Genomic DNA, 19889 nt, shown 5'->3' with positions numbered 1-19889 from the left:
GCACTCCTTCTCTTTGGATGCGTATCAACTCGCAATGGCTGATCCCGTCGGCAATGTGGGGCGGCGACAGCGTTTACGGAAGGCGCGGCTGTGAGACAGCTTGATATGCGCGACCTGCAACTTCGTGCGCTCTCCGCCAAGCACCGCATAGTCTTCGCTCCAGTCGAACTGGAAGGCCTCCCCGGGCCGGAACGACAAGGGGACGAAGATGCCGCGCCCGGTGGTATGCTGTTCGCGCTGGCGTTCTACCCGCCATTTTCGGGCGAAGGCCGCAACCCGGTTGTAGGACCCCGTGTAGCCGAGTGCCACGAGGTCGCCATGCAACTGCTTCAGGGTTCGGCGCTGCTTGCGTGACTTTGCAGCCTCCGTCTTCAGCCACGCAGCGAGCTTTTCAGCGTAGGGATCAAGCTTGCTCGACCGAGCCGGAACGTTGAACTTCGGCTCGATCGTGCCTGCTCTCAGATATTTCTTGATGGTGTTCCGCGACAGGCCGGTTCGGCGTGCGATCTCTCGGATCGGTAGCTTTTCCCGCAAGGCCATGCGGCGGATGACGTTCAAAAGTCCCATGTGGATCACTCCGGAATCCCCCGCTGCAAGCTGCGTCGCGGGGAGGGTCACATGGGTCAAATCTCAATGGAAATTACGCGCTCTCCCGGGTCAGTTCTGGGTGGAAATCAACACCTTCAAGGTAAATGAGTTCGCGCCCATCCGAGTAATGACACCCTGCAGCATGGTAAGGTGAGCAATCTTGATGCTTTCAAGATGTTCCGGCCCGTGGCTCGGCTCACTTTGTGGATTATCCTCTTGCGTCATAACTGCCCCTCTCTCACGCAAATTCCTTTGCCAACACTTCCGCCTGCTGCAGAACCTTCTTCACGGATTCTGCCTGCAGATCTGGCGGGAACCCGTGTTTCTTCAGGATCCTGCGGATCGTGACCCGCATCTTCGTCCTGACATTCTGCTTGCGCCACCAGTCCACCGATGACGTTGCCTGCACGGCGTTCACCAGTTCCTGGGCAATCACCCGCAATTCCTCATTGCCCATAAGGTCACGCGCACTCTCGTTTTGCGCCAGAGCATCGTAAAAGGCGACTTCCTCCGCGGTCAGACCGTCCTCTGGCTGCTCCTGGAGTTGTCGCGCCATATCGATCATTTCCTTGATGACCTGCACCGCGTCGATGCTGCGGTTGTGATATCGCGCCATGGCGTCCTGCAGGCGCTTGGAGAACGCCTCGTTCTGCGTCCTGTTGGTCCGGGTGCGGGAGCGGATCTCGCCATTCAGAAGCTTTTTCAGGGCTTCTACAGCCAGGTTCTTGTGCGGCGTATTCTGCAACCCCAGAAGGAAGTCTTCGGACAAGACGCTGATGTCCGGTTTGTCGATGCCAGCGGCTTCCAGGATGTCGATCACTTCCGTTGAGGCCACGGCCCGGTTCAGCAGTTGTGAGATCGCCATTTCGGCATCTTCTGCAGTTCGGGCCGTTCTGGTCGAAGCATCCATTTTGCGAATGGCGGACTGGATGGCGACGAAGAACCCGACCTCGTCCTTGGCAGCCGCAGCTTCATGGGTCCCTGCGGCAATACGGAAGGCTTTCACGAGCCCTGCGATGGCCTTCATGAACCGCTTCTTGGAGTCCTCGCGGTTCACGGCTTCCTTGCCGTCAACCTTCAAGGTGAGGGCATGCTCGATTGCAATCGGCAAGATCCTGATCCGGTCGGCCGCCGTCCCGTTCACCGCATCCATATAGGGAACGGCAAAGAACATCCCGCGCATGATGTCGAGCTGGGTATGCAGGGCGTGGACCGCCTCATCCTGGCTGACACCCGTCTGTTTCTGATCTGCATTCGAATAGTGCTTCAGGGCCTTCTTCAGATCCGCCGCCAAGCCTATGTAGTCCACAACAAGGCCGGCGGGTTTGGAGTCAAAGACCCTGTTGATCCGGGTGATGGCCTGCATGAGGCCATGGCCTTTCATCGGCTTGTCCACGTAAAGCGTATGCATACAGGGCGCATCAAAGCCGGTCAGCCACATGTCGCGCACGATCACGAGCTTCAACTCATCCGAAGGGTCGCGATAGCGGGTGCGCAGGGTTTCAAGGCGCGCTTTGGACCTGATGTGCGGCTGGAACTCTGCCGGATCCTGTGCGGCGCCGGTCATGACGACCTTGACAGTCCCCTTGGCATCTTCATCCGAATGCCAGTCAGGGCGGGCGGCCACGATACGTTCATAGACCTCGACACAAATTCGACGGGACATGCAGACGATCATCGCCTTGCCGCCATCCATGGCCTCGAGGCGTGCATCGAAATGCGTCAGGATATCCTGTACAACCGCATCCAGGCGGGGCTCGGCGCCGACGAGCTTTTCAAGCTGTGTCCATTTCGAAGACATCGCGCCGCGGCTCGCTTCGTCGAATTCGACACCGTCCGCCTCGGCCTCCTCAATGATCTCTTCGAACTCGGCATCGACAATCTCGCCAATGTCCTCCGCCAATTCGATCTTGGCGACGCGCCCTTCATAGTAAATCGGTACCGTTGCACCGTCCGATACCGCCTGGGCGATGTCATAGACGTCGATATAATCCCCGAAGACGGCCTGGGTGTCTGCCCCCACAAGGTCGATGGGTGTCCCCGTGAAGCCGACATAGACCGCATTCGGTAGAGCCGTTCTCAGGTGGTGGGCAAAGCCGTATTTGGTTTCACCGGTTTCCCTGTTCACCTTGGCGTCGAACCCATACTGAGACCGGTGGGCCTCGTCGGCAAAGACGACCACATTGGAGCGATCGGTCAGCTCACCGAAATCGACTTCCCCTTTCGGGGGCCGGAATTTCTGGATGGTGGCAAAGATCACCCCGCCCACCTGGCGGTCGGCAAGCTTTCTACGAAGATCAGGTACATCTTCGGCCTGAACCGGCACTTCCCCAAAGAGGGCCGCACAGCGCGAGAAGGTCGCGAAGAGCTGGTTGTCGAGATCATTCCGGTCCGTGATCACCACAAGGGTCGGGTTCTCGAGCCGGGGATCGCGCATCAGGCGGCCGGCAAGGAAAGACATCAGAAGCGACTTTCCAGAGCCTTGGGTGTGCCACATGACACCGCCGCGCCCATCTTCGCCGCGGGCATCGAGAACGGCCTTCACGCCTTTCCTGACGGCGTGGAACTGATGGTAGCCGGCAATCTTCTTGATCGGGCCTTTGCCCTCGTCCTCGAATACCGTGCAGAACCTCATCATCTCAAGGATGACATCCTGGTTGAGCAGGCCCTCCATCAAGGTCTGGAGAGCAAGAGCGGTGCCATCTTCGACCAGCGTTTCGCCATCGACGGTTCGCCAGCGCATATAACGATCGAAGTTGGCCGAAAGAGAGGCGTAGCGGGCGGTCACCCCCTCGGAGATGACGTTCAACGCGTTGGTGCGGAACAGATCTGGCACCTGGGACTTGTAGGTCTCGATCTGGTTGAACGCGCCTTTCAGGCTGCCGGTTTCAGTCCCCTTTAGCTCAATGACGATGATCGGCATGCCATTGAGGAAGATGATCACGTCTGGCCGACGGGCGGATTTGCCGACCACCTCGAACTGATTGACCACCAGCCAATCGTTGTCCGTGTTGTCCCAATCCACGATACGCGCGATGTCGTTCTTCTGCTCTCCCCCTTCGAACCAGGATACGGGCACGCCTCCGACGATCACATCATGGATACGGCGGTTCTCTGACAGAAGATCGCCCGCGAACTTGGTGTCGCGGATTTCGTTGATCGCCGTACGGACCGCGTCATCGGGCAGATGCGGGTTCAAGCTGCGGATCGCGGCCTCCAGGCGGGCGAGGATCAGCACGTCATGGAAGCTGTCACGAACGGGATCATCGGCTTCGGGCGAGAGGGCCGAGCCGTGAACATAGGTGAAGCCGAGGCCCTGGAGTTCGCCCAAGGCCCATTGTTCCAGGTCGTCTTCGGATGCAAAGGCCATCAGTTGCCGTCCTCGTCGTGGTTGCGCAGCTGATGGTTCAGCCGTGCAAGAGGTTCCCGGAACGTCGCTTCGAGCTTTCTGATATGGTCGACGAGCCAGGTGATTATCTCCGGCCAGATGTCGCGATTGTATCCATCGAATGGGCTGGCATACACGATGAGACTCTGCTTGTTGGCATCCATGCGGCGCCAGGTGAGTTCCGCACCAAAGGCAGCCTCGATCTGGTCTTTCTCTCCGTATAGCTGGTCAAAAAGCCATTTGTTCTCGACCGCGTCGGCTCGACCGAAGTTCAGCTCGACGCGCGCTTCATCCCGTGAGAAAATCATTTGGTAGGGGCAAGACCGCACGCCCGATCCGGCGCTGAGCCAGTGGTTTCGCGCAGGGCTGATGTTGCGGTAAATCTCGACCCCTTCGGCCCGCAACTGCTCCAGCGCGGCTTCCCAGAAATCATACCGCAGCTTGTGGCGTTTTTTCTGGGTGTCCTGGGTAGCCTTCTCTTCATTTTCCTTGGACGACATCCCGATCATGAAGTCTGCTGCTTCTGGCGTCGGGATGATCTGTTGGACGTCGATGATCAGCTCATCGCCGAGCATAAAGGGCGTGACCTTGAAGCATTGCGCCTGAATGCCACGGCTCAACAGCCACAGAACGGTCGCGGTCACCTCGCGCCTGAAGTTGGCGGCGATGAAAATCATCCTCTGGTCGTTCCCAGGGTTGAGCACGACCTCGCTCAGGTCTTCGACCTCCATGAACTCACAAATCTGCTCCACTGCGTTGCCACCACCGCAATACCGGTCGAGGTATTGCTGATAGATCGCGACAATGTCGGTGGTCTTGAGTGGCGACACATAGGCGGTGTATTTCAGAGCCTGCCAAGTGACATCGCGGCCAGAATCGTCGAGCTTGTTTTCGATGATGACGAGGTTGCCATCCTTATCCAGTGCCAGAAGGTCGAGGCGCTCGCGGGTTGCATCGAAACCATCGAATTCCTTCTGAATGATGAGAAGCTCTTCGCCCAAGGCGTCAGGCTGGTTGGCCAGCCATTCCTGAAGGTGGTCCCGCTCACGCAGGTTGAGATCGGAAAACCGTTTTTGAACAAGACGGGACAGGCGGTTCTGTGTGCGGTCAACGCGGAACATCAGGCGACCTCCTCGATTTGGTTTCGGGCGTCACCAACGCGGAGTTCGCCGGACATGAGTTTGGGGAGAAGGCTGTCGCGGAGGGCCGCGAGTGTCTTGGCCTCAATTCCGGCCGCGACCATCTTTGAGAGCAAAGGATTTGCTCTTTGGCCGAATGCATGAAGAATCGAAGAAGGCGGCAAAACTACCGAGAAAGTGTCGATATCTTTCTTGCCAAGGTGGATGACAGTTGTAGCCACGGCTGCGTCCTCTTCTGCCTTAAGAAGAGCCGGTATAGCCAACCTGACAAACGCATGGTCCCGTTCATTCAAAGGCACGAAACAACAGATACGCTGGTTCATCAAGCTGGGCTCTGCACACCATGTATATGGCGTAAAATCACCATCCATGCCTACCACGGTATCCCCTGGCTGGATCAAATACTCCTTAGGATGTGTCTCGGTGGTGTAGACACCTGCTTGTTGGTTTTTTAGATCCCGAATTCGAACAAGAGGCCGCCCATTTTTTTCTGCATTAAACGCACTTGACTTGAACGGCGCTCCGTATTGGACCCTCGAGATCTCATAGATTGAAGACACGGCCCACCCCTCCGGCAGCCCATCATCCCCAAATCGATCAGGGAAAAGCGCGGCGGTGGCCTCGTCCATATAGGCGGGCTGGCGGCCCTCCATTTTGGCATGCACAGGATCGAAATCGACAAACCAGGACCGATAGAGGCTGCGCGCCATGTCTTCGAGGGTAGCCGACATACGGCGGTTCAACTCGATTTTGTCGTCGAGTGCGCCGAGGATGGAGGCGATTTCGCGTTGTTCCGCAAATGGGGCAAGTGGCAGGGGCATGGAGCGCAGCGATTTCTGGCTGATACCTGCAACGGTACTTCCCGTTGCTCGACTTTGGAGCCGTTCCTGGATGCCCGATGACATCAGGAGATACTTCAAGAACCCGTTGTCCAGCACGCGTTCACGACCGCGCATCGTTACGATCCGTTGACCTAGCGCGTACCGTGCAGACGTCTCATCAAGTCTTGCGACTTCACCAAGTGGGCCTTCCGTTGTCATGACCACATCGCCGACTTGCGGGAGGCCTCGACGCATCCAATCCGCGTAATATTCAGGGGCAATCGTCTGCTCAATCCCATCCAAGATACGTCCTGATTTGACAACTTTGGCTGAGATAACAGGGATCCCTGTCTCCGACTTTTGGGGCGATTTCCCTCGGTAGTCGATTAGAACTTCCAGCGCGTCTTCGAGCGGAGTTTCGATCCAACCATTCATACCAAGCCCCCCAGCTTCGCCTCAATCTCGGCCTCCAGCCGCCGCCCTTCAGCAAACTGCTCCCGCAGTTCCCCCATTAGGCGCTCGAACTTTTCCTCAAAAGGCTCACCGTCATCCTCGACCGCCCCCGCGCCAACATAGCGGCCCGGCGTCATGACGAAGTTGTGCTTGCGGATCTCATCCATCTCGGCCGATGCACAGAACCCTGCCTCATCCACATACATGTCGGCCGATTTTTCCCCGCGCCACGCATGGTAGGTGTCGGCGATCTTCTTGATCTCTTCGTCCGACAGCTCCTTTTGCTTGCGCGATCCCGGCACCAGGGCGCCCATCTTGCGGGCGTCGATAAAGAGCACCTCACCGCGACGATCGCGCAGCTTCTCTCCATTGGCCGTGCCGTTCGATTTGTCCTTGGCGAGGATCCAGATGCAGGCAGGAATTTGCGTCCCAAAGAACAGCTGCCCCGGCAGAGCCACCACGGCATCCACCGCATCGCCCTGCACCATGGCCTGACGGATATCTCCTTCGCCGGACTGCATGGACGACATCGATCCATTCGCCATGACCACGCCGCCAATTCCGTTCGCCGAAAGATGATGATGGATATGCGCCATCCATGCGAAGTTGGCGTTGCCAACCGGTGGAGTGCCGAAGGCCCACCGCTGATCCTCGCGCAGCATATCACCATTCCAATCTGAGATGTTGAACGGCGGATTGGCAAGGATGAAGTCGAAACGATCATCCGGGAAGGCGTTTTTCAACAGCGTGCCCTCGGAGTTCCAACGGATGTCGCCAAAGATCCCGCGGATGGCGAGGTTCATACGCGCGAGGCGGAAGGTGGCAGGGTTGCGTTCCTGCCCGTAGACCGCGATGTCATCCACCCGTCCCTGATGGGCAGAGATGAACTTTTCCGACTGGACGAAGAAACCACCGGAGCCACAGCAGGGGTCATAGACGCGGCCATAGGTGGGTTCCATCATCTCGACCATGACGGATACGATGGAGCGCGGGGTGTAGAACTCGCCGCCGCGCTTGCCCTCGGATGTCGCGAACTCGCCGATGAAGTATTCGTAGATACGTCCGATCAGGTCGAAGTCCGACCGGGTGCCGTGAAGCTGCAGGTTGGTGAACATCTCGATCAGGCCGGTAACGATGGACCGGTCAAGATCGGCTTTGCCGTAGACCTTGGGAAGGGCATCCTTCAGCGTGGGGTTCGACTTCTCGATTTCGCGCATGGCGTCATCGACCTGCACGCCGATGTCATTCGCCTTGGCGTTGGCCGCAAGGCGGGACCAGCGGGCCTTTTCCGGCACCCAGAACACATTCTCGGCGGCGTACTCCTCGTGATCTTCGAGATCGATGTATTCGTCCTTGGAAAACTCTTCGCGCTTGGCCTCGAAGGCCGCAGATACATACCGCAGGAAGATCAGGCCCAGGGCCACATGCTTGTATTCACCGGGGTCCATGGCGCCGCGCATTTTGTCAGCTGCGGCAAAAAGGGTCTTTTCAATCGTGTCAGCCATTTTTCTCTATCGGTCTTTCATATTTTATTATTTTCGCCTGGCTCAAATCCACAGTCCGGCCTTCAACTTCAATGTAGGGGGCTACCTCAATAGATTGAAATGGTTTTCTGTCGAATACCTGTGGATACTGCGCCTCTTGTTCAGCCGTCAGTTCGCAGGAGGTCGTGCGGCCATCCGCGGCTGCGCACCTCTTTCAGTTTCATCTTCATCTCATCGATCTCATCGAAGATCGCTTGCCGCTCTGCAAAACTCTCCTCAATGGACCGCACGGTCTCTTCATCCGGCATGGGGATCGCAAACCCTTTGAGGTCTTTCATCGCAAGGGTCTGGATGGCAGCGCCGCCGGCAATCGACTTGATGTATTCCTGGACGGTGTCGTTCGAGAGGTACTCGTAGAGTGCCAGGCTGCTCATGTTCACGCGCTTCTTCGGGCGCAGGATCATCAGAGACTGACCAGCCGTCCAGATCGTGCCCTCCCCTTCACGCGGGACATCACTAGGCACCAGACCCACGACACCGATGGTTCCTTTGATCGACAGGAGTACGTCCCCGGGGCGGAGCTGTTGGTTGAAGGCCTTGTTGTACTTCGCCCGATCGACGGTGATTTCCCGTTTGGGAGTTGAGACGAAACCTCGTTCATTCACGTCACCGGGCGCGGCCTCGAGCAGGGTGTATTCTCCTTCCTCGTCGGCAGAGATCGTGACTGGGCGGACCAGGTCGACCACCTCCGAGAGTTCGGCTACATCGGATTGGGCCAGCAGCGCATCGATTTGTTCACGCGTGCCGACGTTCAGATAGCGCTCCGGCACCAGAACGGTGTTGTTCTCGAGGATCTCGTCGCGCTTCACATCCCGAGCGAGTGTCCGGTCCTCCGGTGTCTCGCCCTTCAGGATGTCGCGCCAGGAGACGTCATCCAGAATTTCTGCGCGGCCGCGGCGGCCTTTCTGAGACAGTGTCCCGTGCCCCAGATCAATGAAGCGCACGGCACTGGAGGCCGCATCTGCGGCAGAGATGACAAGAAGGCTGGTCTTGATCCAGGTATTGGCAAACATCATTCCCGACGGTACGCCCATGACGGCCCGCAGGCGACCGCTGTCGAGCAGGGCGCGTCTGGCAACGGGTTCAGTCCCGACCATGCGGAACAGTTCACCCTCCGGAACACTTAGGATAACTCGGCCACGGGTATTCTCGATTGCATCTGCGATCGAAACCGTTTCCACGTTGAGGCGGGCTTTTCGCCCTTCTTGGAGCCCAAGAAGGCCGAGCGTTCGATTGGGAACGGTTTCCAGGTCTTTGATCGGCATGCCAAACGGGGGAAGCACGATCTCAACATCTGCGTCGCCGGCTCTTCGGCGCTCCCAAGGCCACTCCAACTCGACCGTAATGATGCCTTCAAGGTCGAGCGTAGCGGCCATATCCCGCATCAGCTGGCACTCTCCCTCGTTGATCCAGGTGAACCGGATGTCTGGGGAATTCCCTGCAAGTGCCATTTGGTGCGCATAGGTGAGGCAGGGTACGAAGCTTGCCAAATGGGAGAAGCGCACGCTTAGCGCCCCATCGATCAGGGTGATGATCTGATCGACTGCTTCCGCACGGAGCCAGCCATGATCGGTCCTTTCCGCCGCAGGTGACTCGAAAAAGTCGATGAGGGTGCGAAAGCGTTCCGCCGGCTCCAGGGCCAGCAGGGCCTTCGCGGACCCTTCGAGGAGCGGCAGAACGTCCCTGTGGCGGGGCTCGCTGACTGTGATTTCGTCCATTGATCCACCGGACTTCAGATTGGCGGCCATGGCGACGAGAAGCGCGTAGGCCTCTTCGGGTCGCATGGCGTCACGCGTTTGGTGGAGTAGATCCTGGATTTTCATGCTTACCTCAGAGGTAGGGCTTAACTATTTTTGGCGAGCTTAGCGTTAAAGCTGTTCTTGTGGTAGGCGGTAATCAGCTGGTCGCCATCGGCCACCACAACGATGCCACCCTTCTTGCGAGCATCTGAGAGCATCTTGAGCCGGTGCTGAAGGTCGTTCAGTTCTTTATCAATGATTTTCGACGAGAGGATGATCTTGTCGCCCTCTATGTCGCCGAGGTCGAGTGTCAAATCGATTAGGTCCTTGCGGATGCCACGTTGGTTCATCCTGCTCGTGATGTGGTGCGTCATGTGCATGGGGTATCTCCGGGCTTCATAAAGGCTGTATAGGTGGAAAGTCACCTAAAGGTCAAGGTAAAAATCAAAAGTCAGGAAGTAACTATAACTTCCTGCTGTTGGCGAGCCCCTGGTGCGATTGCGGTCGAGGTGGCGAAGCCAACCTGTGATGGCAAAGACTGGCGTGTCCACGCACGGAGCCGCTGGGGAGCTCGCGAGAGTTTGACCCCACTAATTTGGGCCGATCACGAAGGCGCGGTTGGGGTGGTCTGCATTGCTCCCGATGGTGACATGGTTCTCGGTACGCGACCCACTATAGCCCATAGACGAATTCAGGGCGCACAGTTCAACCAGTTGGCGTTGAGCTGCGCCACATAGCCCCTTCAGGAATTGTAATCTTCGTGCTACAAATATCCTCATTATGTAGTGCGAAGCTGACAGATGCCAACACCTCACAATCCTCCGGCCGCTGTGCGGCGCGCGCTGCGCAAGCTCGGCGCGGACATCCAGGACGCCCGGCGGCGTCGGCGGTTGCCGATGGCCGTCGTAGCAGAGCGAGCTTTCACGTCGCGGTCGACACTCCAGAAGATCGAGGCCGGAGACACCAGTGTCAGCATCGGCATCTATGCCAGCGTCCTCCAGGCGCTTGGGCTACTGGAGGGGCTAAGCCAGGTTGCGGATATCGCCAACGACAGCGTCGGCCAGGCGCTGGCCAGTGCCGACTTGCCGAAGAGTGTCCACCTCAAGCGGCCAGCGGGACCGTCGCGCGATGGCTGATTTCGAAGTTCACGTCGATCTGAATGGCCGCCTTCACCCTGTCGGACTGGCGCACAGCAACCGTGTCCGCGGTGGTGAGACCATCCTGTTCGAGTACGATCCCGCCTGGCTGAAGGATGCGGAGCGGTTCTCGCTTGAGCCTGCTCTCCCCATTACGCGTGGCGCCTTTGCTCCACCGGCGGGGCTGTCGACTTTTGGCTCGATTGGCGACTCCGCGCCCGACACCTGGGGGCGCCGCCTGATGCAGCGCGCGGAACGACGCAGCGCCGAACGGGATCGCCGTGCGGTGCGCACGTTGACCGAAAGCGATTATCTCCTGGGTGTCGCTGACGAGACCCGGCTTGGCGCGCTTCGCTTTCGGCGGGTGGGCGAGGAACCGTTCCTGGCACCGATCCGCGCGGGGGTTCCCGCCCTGATCGAGCTCGGACGCCTCCTGCAGGTCACCGAACGGATCCTGCGGGATGAGGAAACCGACGACGACCTCCAGCTCATCTTTGCGCCTGGCTCATCACTCGGCGGAGCGCGTCCGAAGGCCTCGGTCATCGATCAGCATGGTCATTTCTCCATCGCCAAGTTTCCGAAGGAAACCGACGAATACAGCATGGAGACATGGGAGGAGATTGCCCTCCGACTGGCCGGCCAGGCCGGTATCGTCACGCCGCACCACGAACTCGTCGATGTGGCGGGCAAGAAGGTCATGCTGTCGCGGCGGTTCGATCGCGAAGGCGCCGTGCGGATCCCGTTCCTGTCAGCGATGGCGATGATGGGCGCCAAGGATGGCGAGCGCGGAAGCTATCCCGAAATCGTCGACGCTCTGGCCGAGCATGGCGCACAGGGCAAGACCGATGCCCAGGCCCTGTATCGCCGCGTCGTCTTCAGCGTGCTGATCTCCAATGTCGACGATCATCTGCGCAACCACGGCTTCCTATGGCGTGGCAAGGCGGGATGGTCGCTGTCGCCGGCCTACGATCTCAATCCGGTGCCGACCGACATCAAGGCGCGGGTGCTGACCACCAATATCGATCTCGACGAGGGCACCTGCTCGCTCGAGCTGCTGGAAGAGGCTTCAGAATACTTCGCCCTGACGCTCGCGCAGGCGCGCGCAATCATCAAGGAGGTGGCCACGGTCACCGCCACCTGGCGAGAGGCCGCGAGGTCGGTCGGTGCGCGTTCGGCTGAAATCAACCGCATGGCCAGCGCCTTCGAACATGAAGATCTGCAGCGCGCGCTGGCTCTATGACGCGACCATGCCTCCGCGGATTTGACACGCCATCGGTCAGGGTGCAGCCTTTTGTGGGCGGGTGCCATTTGATTGTGCCCAGGATGACCTCCAGAAAGGGAAGCGCATGACTGGTCCGTTGATCTGCATAGCTGGCATGGTGATCAGCGTCGTGGGATCCGTCCATTGCTGGCTGGTCTACCGGGAGTCTGCGCGCAGTGCTCGCGTCGACCCTGAGAGGGTCCGGCGCTTTGTGGAAAGCGCGCCGCTGCACCGCCTTGAGGAACTTAAGGCAAAGCGCCCGGTGTGCCGGTGCTGCGGTGCGCCGCTCGAGGCGCGCGGGGCGTAAATTCAGACCGCGCTTGGTCGATCGCATATTTTACGGAAAAACTTTTACCGTAAACTTGACGCGTGATCTGTCGGGTGGCATAACGCTCCCAACGACACTTCACGAGGGCAGTTCTCATGGCGACGAAAGGGGAAATGGTGCGGGCGCTTGCCCAGCGGTTCGACCTGAACCCCAACAAGGTCGACGCGATGACGCGTGCCATGGCGCGGGCCGGACTGCGAACGCCTGGCGGCCGTGGCCGGGCGGCGGCGGACATGACGGGGGAGGATATCTTTCATCTCACCGTGGCCCTTGTCATGGGGCTAGAGACCAAGGATGCGCCTGAGGCCGTGCGGGAACTCTCGCAGCTTCGGCTTGTGCGCGGGAACCTGTTTCTTGACGGCCATATCCAATGGGAAGCCAACTGCGATGCGGGAGGGGAGAGCAAGTTGCTTGATGCCCTGAACCGGCTGCCTGTGGCTGGCCTGCAGCTGCATCGCACCTTTGGCGCATTCTGCGGCCACTGGCTCGAGGAGGGGTTCAATGGTGCCGATGATGGGTTCAACTCTGCCCCGGTCTCTGTCGAGGTCAGTTCAAACGGGCCGCATGCCGTGTTCTCGCACCGATCCGACAGGGGCAGTCTGAAGCTTTGGTTTGGGGATGCGGCCAGGGATCTGAAAACACCGGAGTGGGAGCGGCGGACGATCCTGTCCGACAAGCTCTTCCGGCGGCTGTCTCAGCTCGCCCGCAGCGGCGCGTCCTGACCGAATCCCGGCGCCTTCCTGGCCCGGAAAGCCGAATGATTTGCCGAATTCGATTCGCGAAATCGGAGTGATTTCATGATTTGCGCCGCTGAATTGGCGTGCGTTCTCAACTATCCACAGAGTTATCCCGATGAAAATGACCATTCGAAAATTTTCTGAAGCTCACAGCGCCCGCGTTTCGGGCGGTGCTAAAGATCTTCCGGTCATCTTTTCGCAAAATCTGCTGGATGACCTGAATATCGGAGGCATGTGCCTTTCCGATCTTGAGGCCGGAATTTGCGAAAATTCGGTCCCCAAAACCCCGCACTCCCGGCGGTCTGGACATGGGGAACGTTCGTCTTCTATGGGCAATTCCCGAATATGCGGCTGATCTCCTGACGCGGTTCTGATCTCTCAGTTCCACTCAGGTTGCAGGCGCTCATCGGAAGAAACTGTCCAAAGAGGCTCAAACACCCAAAACCAGATATAGGCGCTTTGCGCCCGAATGAACCGTGCGAAAGCCCGATCCCTGTGTTGCACCTGCTGATTAGCATGATGCTATCGCCAGGACAAGGACGGCTCTCCGCGCATTTCTAAGATCGTCATAGCCCGAGAATGTCAATTTCTCGGGGCGGGAGAAATCATGTCTGACCTTTCCATTGGCGGCGGCGTCCGCCTGCCCGAACCCAGCCGCGGCAACCGTGCCACCCAGGTCGGTTCGACCCAACACTTCACCGGCGGCATCGTCTTGGGCTCCGGCCCGGGTTTTCGCACCGGGGTAGAAAGCCATCTTGAGGGGCAAGGGACGCTGTTGCTGGCAGCGCGCCCCGAAGTGCAGAAGCTTGTTGAGCAAGTCCTTTTCGAGTGGTTCGATGAAGATGGCGAGATCCACAAACACTACATCGACCTTGTCGCCACCGAGCGCGACGGGACCGTCATCGGCTATGCCGTACGTCCGTTGGGGCGGGTGAAGGACGCTTATCTGGCGCAGCTGGCCCGCGTCAAAGAGCAGGCCATCGCTCAGGGGGTTCTGGACGATTTCCGTCTGTTCACCGAGCGGGATGTCTGCCCGGTCGAGCTCTTCAATGCGAAGCTTTTCCATTCGGTGCGGCGACCGGACTGCTTCGGCGATCCTGTGGCCCGGGATGTTGTCGGCCAGATGGCCGGTGTCGTCACGATCGAAAGCCTGGTTGAGCAAACCGGCCTTGAAGGGATGGGCTTCCGCGCGCTCGTTCGGCTGATCCGGTCCGGGCACCTCCAGATGGTGAGCTACGAGCGGATCGAGCGCTCCAGCCTGGTGTTCAAAGCAAAGGAGGCCCGCGTATGACCGTCTCTCAAACTAAATCCGCTATTCGCGAAGCAGCGCGCTCCGGCCTGAACAAGCAAAAGGGCTCCGTTGCGCAGGTGGGGGAGAGGATCGAAATCGACGAGTATGTCGTCGACCTGCGGTGGTTGCTTGATCAAGAACCTGAGCTGAACCGGCATAAGCCCGACGAGTGGGGCCGCTATATCGTTCATGCAGCTATCGACCTCGAGACGCGTCTTATCGTGTCTTCTAATTTGCAGCCGCTCGACGACTAATCTGCTCCGGAAATGACGGCTTAGGGCACGTGGACCGCACGGAACTGCCGACGCTCTGAGCCTACTAACCACTCCCCTCTGAATCACCCAACTCATCAAACTTCCAAGCGGTGCCGCGCGGCGACCGCACTCTCTCCTGCTGCCCTGTGCAGCGCCAGACATCCGAAAAGGACTTCGAAATGGATCTCTCCTTCACCACCGAAAACTCCCGCTATGCCTTCGGCCGCTTCGACCGAGTCACTGTGGACGGCACGGCCTTCCGCCTCAACATGGAAACCGAGGTTGGGGTTGTTATGACCCAGGATGACGACACGGGCTTTTCCCGGCAGTTCTCGCACCAGGATCTTTCCCGTCTGGGCAGCTTGGGGCGGATCCGCGTCGAACGGAACTACTTCAATCCGGACGCCGCGCGTAAGCGGCAGTTGGCACATGGTGTATCGCTTTCCGCACTTTCCGGGCGGCCGCTGCGCCGTTTCGTTCGTAAGGATGCCTATTGTCAGGCGGCGATCGACATGCATCGCGAGAATCTGATGAAATTCACCGATGCGTCCATTGACGCGTCCATGGACATGCTGGTGGGCCGTGCGACACAGCTGGCGTCCAAGCATATTCCTTGTGGTGCCATGAACGTTCTGCCCTCCGAGAACATGGGAGAGGCGCCCAGTGCTCGGACGCTGCGCAGGTGGCTTGCAGAGCGCAACGATCTGAACCTGATCGGCCATCTGGACAAGATGGATCGGCGCGGATGGCGGGGGACCCGTCTCGACCCCGAGGTGGCCGCCATCATGCACGAGGAAGTGCAAGGGTATCTGTCGCGCGACAAGCCGACGATGCAGCAAATCTACGAGAATGTCGCGTTGGCCATCCATGAGCGCAACGAACACTATACCGAAGAGGGAGATCATCTCAGCGTGCCGAGCCGCGAGACCGTGCGTCGGGCGATCCGGGCACTGGATCCGTTTCGCGTGGAAGTAGCCCGTAATGGCGAGGCCGCAGCCCGCAAAAGGTTCCGGCCAGTTCTGAATGGTCTCGGCGTGACTCGCCCGTTGGAACGCGTCGAGATCGACGAATGGACGGTGGACGTCTCGACCCTGCTCGAGAGCAAAAACATCTACGGCATGCTTAGCGATGATGAGAAGCGGCAACTCGGCCTCTACATCAAAGGCGACGACAGAGATCCCCGCTACAAGGCCAAGGCCAAGGCCAAGGATCGCTGGACGCTTACCGCAGCGATCTGCTGTGCCACACGCTGCATCGTCGGCATGGTCCTAAGCCGTTCTGCGAACTCCGAGGCTGCTGTGCAACTCCTGCAGATGATCACGACCAACAAGGGGGCGTGGGCGGACGCTGTCGGGGCCCTGACGCCTTGGGACATGCATGGCACGCCCGAGCTGATCGTCTTCGATGGTGGCTCTGCCTTCAAGTCGATGCGCTTCCGCATGGCGGCTGAGGATCTCGGCGTGATGTGGGAAATGGCGATGAACGGTGTGCCGGAGAACCGCGGAACGATCGAGCGCGCATTCGGCAGCTTCCGGAGCGACTTCGCGCCGCGTCTGTCGGGCCACACGTTCTCCAGCATCATGGAAAAGGGCGATGCAGATCCCGAGAAGCGCGCAGCGCTGACCCTGGACGACTTCACCTTCGCGCTGCTGCGGTGGGTGATCGACATCTACCACAACACGCCCCATCACGGGCTGGGCGGCGAAACCCCGGTGAAGGCCTGGCGTCGCCTGTCGAAGCTGCATGGCGTGACGCCGCCGCCGGATGCGGAGATGATGCGGCTGTGCTTCGGCCAGGAGCGCGAGTATCGCCTCGACAAGACCGGCATCACCATTCTGGGCGTTCGCTACCAGTCCGAAGCAGCCCAGCAGCATTTCCGCCATGAAGAGCCGGAAAAGGTTTCCGTGCGCTGGCACCCCAAGGACATCGGCGCCATCTCGGTCAAACGGGGCAAGACCTGGTACGTGGTGCCTGCGCTCGACTCGTCGCTGCAAGGTGTCGCGGCCCAGACCTGGCTGACGGCTGTGCGTCATGTTCGCGACGCGAACCCGAAGTCGAACCGCCTCGACAACGTCGCCGTCCGTGACGCCATCACGGCGATCAAGGCGCGCAACGAAGCCGCGATGGCCGCGGCTGGCCTCAACCTCGAGGACTGGTCCGAGAAACGCTGCGCGAAGGAAGAGAAGAAGCTTCTGGCCGGCATCGAGTTCGTTGAGCGCAAGGAACTGCGCCAGGCGAAAGACGGTCTCGGCATGGAGATTCCCGCATCCTCCGAGCTGACCGTGGCGGCTGAGAAACCCACCACGCCGGAGACTCCCGCCAAACCCGCGAAGCGGGCCGCCAAAGCGCGCGGCGTTACGCCCACCTCGCCCAAATCCAACATGACCATCGAGGAGGACTGATCATGGCACAAGCTGATACCGCAAAGAGCGCCCTGGAACGGGTCCGCAGCCTCCACATCGGTTCTGCGCGTGATGCCGAGGCGGCAATGCACACGACGCGCCTTCTTGCTACGGACGAACAGGGGGCTCTGACCCCTGTCGCCAAGCGCTTCACCCGGACCGGGGAAACTCGCGGGGTCATGCTGATCGGGGGGCCGGGAAGCGGCAAGTCCCATCTGTTGGAGCGCACGCTGTCCAAGCTCACGGTACTGCAGGACGGCGAATACGGGCGCCCCCGCTATCTTGGATGTTCGGTGCCGAGCCCCGCGACGTTCAAGAGTATGACCCTCGCACTGCTGGCGGAGAGTGGCTACCCCGATGCGAACCCGCGCAAGGAGGCCTGGTCGCTCTGGCAGGACCTGCGTCACCGCTTGCAGCTTCTCGGGATCTCTGTGCTCTGGATCGACGAGGCGCAGGACCTCTTCTGCGCGGACCGCAAGCTGATCCTGAGGGCGCTGAAATCCCTGATGCAGGGTGACGATGCCGTCATCGTGGTCCTGTCCGGCACGGAAGATCTCGCCAAGGTCATTCGTACGGATCCGCAGGTGCAGCGCAGGTTCACCGCGATGGTGCTGCCCGATCTCGTTGAGCAGGTCGATGGCGACAGTTTCCGCGATGTCATCACTCAATACTGCGAGCGGGTGGGGCTCGGGGCGCCGATCGAAGCGGATCTGATCGGACGCATCTTCCACGGGGCACGCTATCGGTTCGGACGGGCGCTCGAGCTGCTGCTGCAGGCCATGGAATTCGCCATTGAGCGCGGCGACGACGATTTGGATATCGGGCATTTCGCTGCCGCCTACGCGATGAACGAGGCCTGCACGGCCGCCGACAACGTCTTCTACGCCGAGCACTACTGGCTCCTGAAACCCGATGCGGTCGAGGAGGAAGAGCATCCTCGACGGAAAAAGCGGTGAGGGCGGCCCCATGAGCACGCTTTTCCCCTTGCTGCCGTTTGTCGATGATGAGACGCCTCTCTCCTGGGCGGCGCGGCAGGCCGCCTTCCATACCCGCGATCGCGTTCTGTCGTTCCTGACGGACCTCGGCATTCCCCTCGTGGACCTCGCGCGGGGCGACGAGCCGGCGGTCCTGCGTCTGTGCGAGAGGGCGGGGCACGATCCCGCAGCGGTGTTGCGCAATACGGTCAGCGCAGTTGGTGGGCGGCGCTACCAGTTGCGGGGGCTCGAGTTCGCGGCCGAGTTCATGACCGGTCCTGTGACACGGATCTGTCCTGCCTGCTTGGACGATGATCTCACCGGGGCGCGTTTGCCGGGTGCCGTGCTGCGTCACCGGCTCATCTGGCGGTTGGCTCCGGTGCGGACCTGTCCACTCCACGGAACAGCGCTCCGGGATCTGCGGTCGGGGAGGTGGGATGACATCGCGCATGAGCTGCAGGCCATGACGTCCTTGATCGATGCCGAGCGGCGGGTGCCGGGTCGTGCCCGCGTTGTCTCGCCGCTGCAGGCCTACGCGGTGGCGCGTCTGGAGGGCTGCCCCGGGCCCGCATGGCTGGATGGTCAGGATATCGACCAGGCGGTGCGCGCGACCGAGATGCTGGGCGCCCTTGAGGCCTTTGGGCCGAAGCTGAAAGCCTCTGACATGAGCGAGGACATGTGGGATGCGGCCGGGCGTGCGGGCTGGCCCATCGTGTCGGAAGGCGGCGCGGCGATCCGGGAGTATCTCATGGCGCGCGTCACGGCATCCCGAAGGAAAAGAGCCGCGCCGCGCGCGGCCTTCGGCATGTTGCATGCCTGGCTCTCCGGTAGCCGACTGTCCAAGAACCCGGGGCCTATTCGCGACATGCTCCGGGATGTGATCCTCGAGACCACCCCGCTCAGCAAGGGGCACATGCTTTTGGGCAAGCCGGTGACTGATCCCCACCTCTGCAGCGTGGCGTCGATCGCAAAGGCTGAAGGTCTCGACGCCAGAACGCTGCGCAACGTCCTGCAGGTCGCGGGGCTGCTAAGCCCGGAGGAAGCGGAGCAGGGGAGCAACCGGCTCGTGGTCGACTACACCGCAGCACGCGATCTGATCGATGTCGTAAAGCATGCTGTCCCGGTCACGCGCCTGCCGAGCATGCTTGGAGCTTCCCGCCCGCTGGTCGCGCTTCTCATCGAGATCGGGCAGCTGCACCGCGTGCAGGATCACCGTGCCCTGGCGAGCAAGATCGGCAAGGCGGTCGACGGCCGGGGTGTGAAGCCGATCCTTCGGTTTCCGGAGACGAACTTCCAGGCGGTCGACGAGGCGCCCGAGGGCTTTGTCCATCTCTCCAAGTCGGCCGAGAAATCCCGCGCCAGGGTGAAGTTCATCCTCGAACTGATGTTCCTCGGCCATCTGAAGCGGGTCTACCGGGTGACCGGCGCACACGGCTTCGCGGCCGTGGTTGTCGATCCGGAGGAGATCAAGGCGCTGCTCGAATCCCCGCCGTCCGGGCTTTCCCAGGACTCTTATTTCCTGATGGGCTGACCCGCAGAACCTGACCTTTCCCTGGAATCCAGATCATGCCGCCTTCGGGCGGCATTTTTTTACGAACTTTCGATGGCCATTTTCTCTGGGTGAAATGGCCATCTGGCGGCCTCAAGGTCAGTTTTGGTGATTTCGGTTGTTATGTTTCAATAACTTATGGAGGCGGAAAGGCCGCCAATGGACTATTTTTCGTGGGTTTTACATAGAGTCAGAGCAAGCATATGAGTGCGCAAAACGAAGCATAAGCGTGCGCAAGGGGTGTCAAGAGCAAATCGACCCCACAAGGGCTAATTTCTGACATAG

At 60.0% G+C, this 19889-nt stretch carries 16 protein-coding genes and 1 pseudogene; 9 read left to right on the top strand and 8 right to left on the bottom strand.

The features are described from left to right. Positions 1 to 69: 69 nt before the first annotated feature. The 8 genes and pseudogenes from IQ782_RS28375 to IQ782_RS28340 all read right to left on the bottom strand — a co-directional run. A pseudogene (locus IQ782_RS28375) lies at positions 70 to 567 on the bottom strand (helix-turn-helix domain-containing protein); the annotation flags it as partial. Between the two features lie 90 nt (positions 568 to 657). Next, entirely contained in the window at positions 658 to 813 is a 156-nt protein-coding gene (locus IQ782_RS28370) for a hypothetical protein (protein WP_194138040.1), read from the bottom strand. Positions 814 to 826: 13 nt separating this feature from the next. Then, positions 827 to 3958 (bottom strand): type I restriction endonuclease subunit R, encoded by a 3132-nt coding sequence (locus tag IQ782_RS28365; protein WP_194138039.1) that lies wholly within the window; start codon positions 3956 to 3958, stop codon positions 827 to 829. Then, positions 3958 to 5097 (bottom strand): DUF4268 domain-containing protein, encoded by a 1140-nt coding sequence (locus IQ782_RS28360; RefSeq protein ID WP_194138038.1) that lies wholly within the window; start codon positions 5095 to 5097, stop codon positions 3958 to 3960. The genes IQ782_RS28365 and IQ782_RS28360 overlap by 1 nt, the downstream gene beginning before the upstream one ends. Continuing rightward, positions 5097 to 6371 carry a restriction endonuclease subunit S gene (locus IQ782_RS28355; RefSeq protein ID WP_194138037.1) on the bottom strand — a complete coding sequence of 425 codons (1275 nt, stop codon included), beginning with the start codon at positions 6369 to 6371 and terminating at the stop codon, positions 5097 to 5099. The genes IQ782_RS28360 and IQ782_RS28355 overlap by 1 nt, the downstream gene beginning before the upstream one ends. Then, a complete protein-coding gene (locus IQ782_RS28350; RefSeq protein WP_194138036.1) occupies positions 6368 to 7894 on the bottom strand; it encodes a type I restriction-modification system subunit M in 1527 nt (508 codons plus the stop codon). Before IQ782_RS28350 ends, IQ782_RS28355 begins: the two co-directional genes overlap by 4 nt. Positions 7895 to 8034: 140 nt before the next feature. Then, a complete protein-coding gene (locus IQ782_RS28345) occupies positions 8035 to 9756 on the bottom strand; it encodes an N-6 DNA methylase (protein ID WP_194138035.1) in 1722 nt (573 codons plus the stop codon). 20 nt (positions 9757 to 9776) lie between these two features. Beyond that, positions 9777 to 10052 carry a hypothetical protein gene (locus IQ782_RS28340; protein ID WP_194138034.1) on the bottom strand — a complete coding sequence of 92 codons (276 nt, stop codon included), beginning with the start codon at positions 10050 to 10052 and terminating at the stop codon, positions 9777 to 9779. Between the two features lie 420 nt (positions 10053 to 10472). Here IQ782_RS28340 and IQ782_RS28335 point away from each other — a divergent pair, with 420 nt between their 5' ends. The 9 genes from IQ782_RS28335 (at position 10473) to IQ782_RS28295 (ending at position 19586) form a co-directional block, all read left to right on the top strand. Further along, positions 10473 to 10808, top strand: a complete 336-nt coding sequence (locus IQ782_RS28335) for a helix-turn-helix domain-containing protein (protein ID WP_118137043.1) — start codon at positions 10473 to 10475, stop codon at positions 10806 to 10808. Then, the gene (locus IQ782_RS28330; RefSeq protein ID WP_194138033.1) at positions 10801 to 12048 is read left to right on the top strand and encodes a type II toxin-antitoxin system HipA family toxin; all 1248 of its coding nucleotides are present in this window, start codon (positions 10801 to 10803) and stop codon (positions 12046 to 12048) included. The genes IQ782_RS28335 and IQ782_RS28330 overlap by 8 nt, the downstream gene beginning before the upstream one ends. A 444-nt stretch (positions 12049 to 12492) precedes the next feature. Continuing rightward, positions 12493 to 13119, top strand: a complete 627-nt coding sequence (locus tag IQ782_RS28325; RefSeq protein ID WP_194138032.1) for a hypothetical protein — start codon at positions 12493 to 12495, stop codon at positions 13117 to 13119. A gap of 130 nt (positions 13120 to 13249) precedes the next feature. Next, positions 13250 to 13489, top strand: coding sequence for a hypothetical protein (locus tag IQ782_RS28320; RefSeq protein WP_194138031.1), 240 nt, complete (start codon positions 13250 to 13252; stop codon positions 13487 to 13489). A gap of 252 nt (positions 13490 to 13741) precedes the next feature. Then, positions 13742 to 14425 carry a hypothetical protein gene (locus tag IQ782_RS28315; RefSeq protein ID WP_194138030.1) on the top strand — a complete coding sequence of 228 codons (684 nt, stop codon included), beginning with the start codon at positions 13742 to 13744 and terminating at the stop codon, positions 14423 to 14425. Then, positions 14422 to 14679 (top strand): hypothetical protein, encoded by a 258-nt coding sequence (locus tag IQ782_RS28310; RefSeq protein ID WP_194138029.1) that lies wholly within the window; start codon positions 14422 to 14424, stop codon positions 14677 to 14679. The genes IQ782_RS28315 and IQ782_RS28310 overlap by 4 nt, the downstream gene beginning before the upstream one ends. 179 nt (positions 14680 to 14858) lie before the next feature. After that, on the top strand, positions 14859 to 17081 hold the full coding sequence (locus IQ782_RS28305) for a Mu transposase C-terminal domain-containing protein (RefSeq protein ID WP_194138028.1): 2223 nt from the start codon (positions 14859 to 14861) through the stop codon (positions 17079 to 17081). A 2-nt stretch (positions 17082 to 17083) separates the two neighbouring features. After that, entirely contained in the window at positions 17084 to 18037 is a 954-nt protein-coding gene (locus tag IQ782_RS28300; RefSeq protein ID WP_194138027.1) for a TniB family NTP-binding protein, read from the top strand. Between the two features lie 10 nt (positions 18038 to 18047). Continuing rightward, positions 18048 to 19586 (top strand): TniQ family protein, encoded by a 1539-nt coding sequence (locus tag IQ782_RS28295; RefSeq protein ID WP_194138026.1) that lies wholly within the window; start codon positions 18048 to 18050, stop codon positions 19584 to 19586. Positions 19587 to 19889 lie beyond the last annotated feature (303 nt).

Origin of the sequence: Salipiger mangrovisoli, from assembly GCF_015223355.1 — a bacterium.
GTDB classification, from domain to species: domain Bacteria; phylum Pseudomonadota; class Alphaproteobacteria; order Rhodobacterales; family Rhodobacteraceae; genus Salipiger; species Salipiger mangrovisoli.
The sequence above is the reverse complement of the archived record's forward strand: the minus strand, read 5'-3'. Positions and strand labels throughout refer to the sequence as shown.

Coding starts and splice junctions, on each gene's coding strand:
- IQ782_RS28360 (WP_194138038.1), bottom strand. CDS start 5,097: ATGTTCCGCGTTGACCGCACACAGAACCGCCTGTCCCGTCTTGTTCAA.
- IQ782_RS28345 (WP_194138035.1), bottom strand. CDS start 9,756: ATGAAAATCCAGGATCTACTCCACCAAACGCGTGACGCCATGCGACCC.
- IQ782_RS28320 (WP_194138031.1), top strand. CDS start 13,250: ATGAAAATGACCATTCGAAAATTTTCTGAAGCTCACAGCGCCCGCGTT.
- IQ782_RS28300 (WP_194138027.1), top strand. CDS start 17,084: ATGGCACAAGCTGATACCGCAAAGAGCGCCCTGGAACGGGTCCGCAGC.
- IQ782_RS28365 (WP_194138039.1), bottom strand. CDS start 3,958: ATGGCCTTTGCATCCGAAGACGACCTGGAACAATGGGCCTTGGGCGAA.
- IQ782_RS28335 (WP_118137043.1), top strand. CDS start 10,473: ATGCCAACACCTCACAATCCTCCGGCCGCTGTGCGGCGCGCGCTGCGC.
- IQ782_RS28325 (WP_194138032.1), top strand. CDS start 12,493: ATGGCGACGAAAGGGGAAATGGTGCGGGCGCTTGCCCAGCGGTTCGAC.
- IQ782_RS28310 (WP_194138029.1), top strand. CDS start 14,422: ATGACCGTCTCTCAAACTAAATCCGCTATTCGCGAAGCAGCGCGCTCC.
- IQ782_RS28350 (WP_194138036.1), bottom strand. CDS start 7,894: ATGGCTGACACGATTGAAAAGACCCTTTTTGCCGCAGCTGACAAAATG.
- IQ782_RS28330 (WP_194138033.1), top strand. CDS start 10,801: ATGGCTGATTTCGAAGTTCACGTCGATCTGAATGGCCGCCTTCACCCT.
- IQ782_RS28340 (WP_194138034.1), bottom strand. CDS start 10,052: ATGCACATGACGCACCACATCACGAGCAGGATGAACCAACGTGGCATC.
- IQ782_RS28370 (WP_194138040.1), bottom strand. CDS start 813: ATGACGCAAGAGGATAATCCACAAAGTGAGCCGAGCCACGGGCCGGAA.
- IQ782_RS28295 (WP_194138026.1), top strand. CDS start 18,048: ATGAGCACGCTTTTCCCCTTGCTGCCGTTTGTCGATGATGAGACGCCT.
- IQ782_RS28315 (WP_194138030.1), top strand. CDS start 13,742: ATGTCTGACCTTTCCATTGGCGGCGGCGTCCGCCTGCCCGAACCCAGC.
- IQ782_RS28355 (WP_194138037.1), bottom strand. CDS start 6,371: ATGAATGGTTGGATCGAAACTCCGCTCGAAGACGCGCTGGAAGTTCTA.
- IQ782_RS28305 (WP_194138028.1), top strand. CDS start 14,859: ATGGATCTCTCCTTCACCACCGAAAACTCCCGCTATGCCTTCGGCCGC.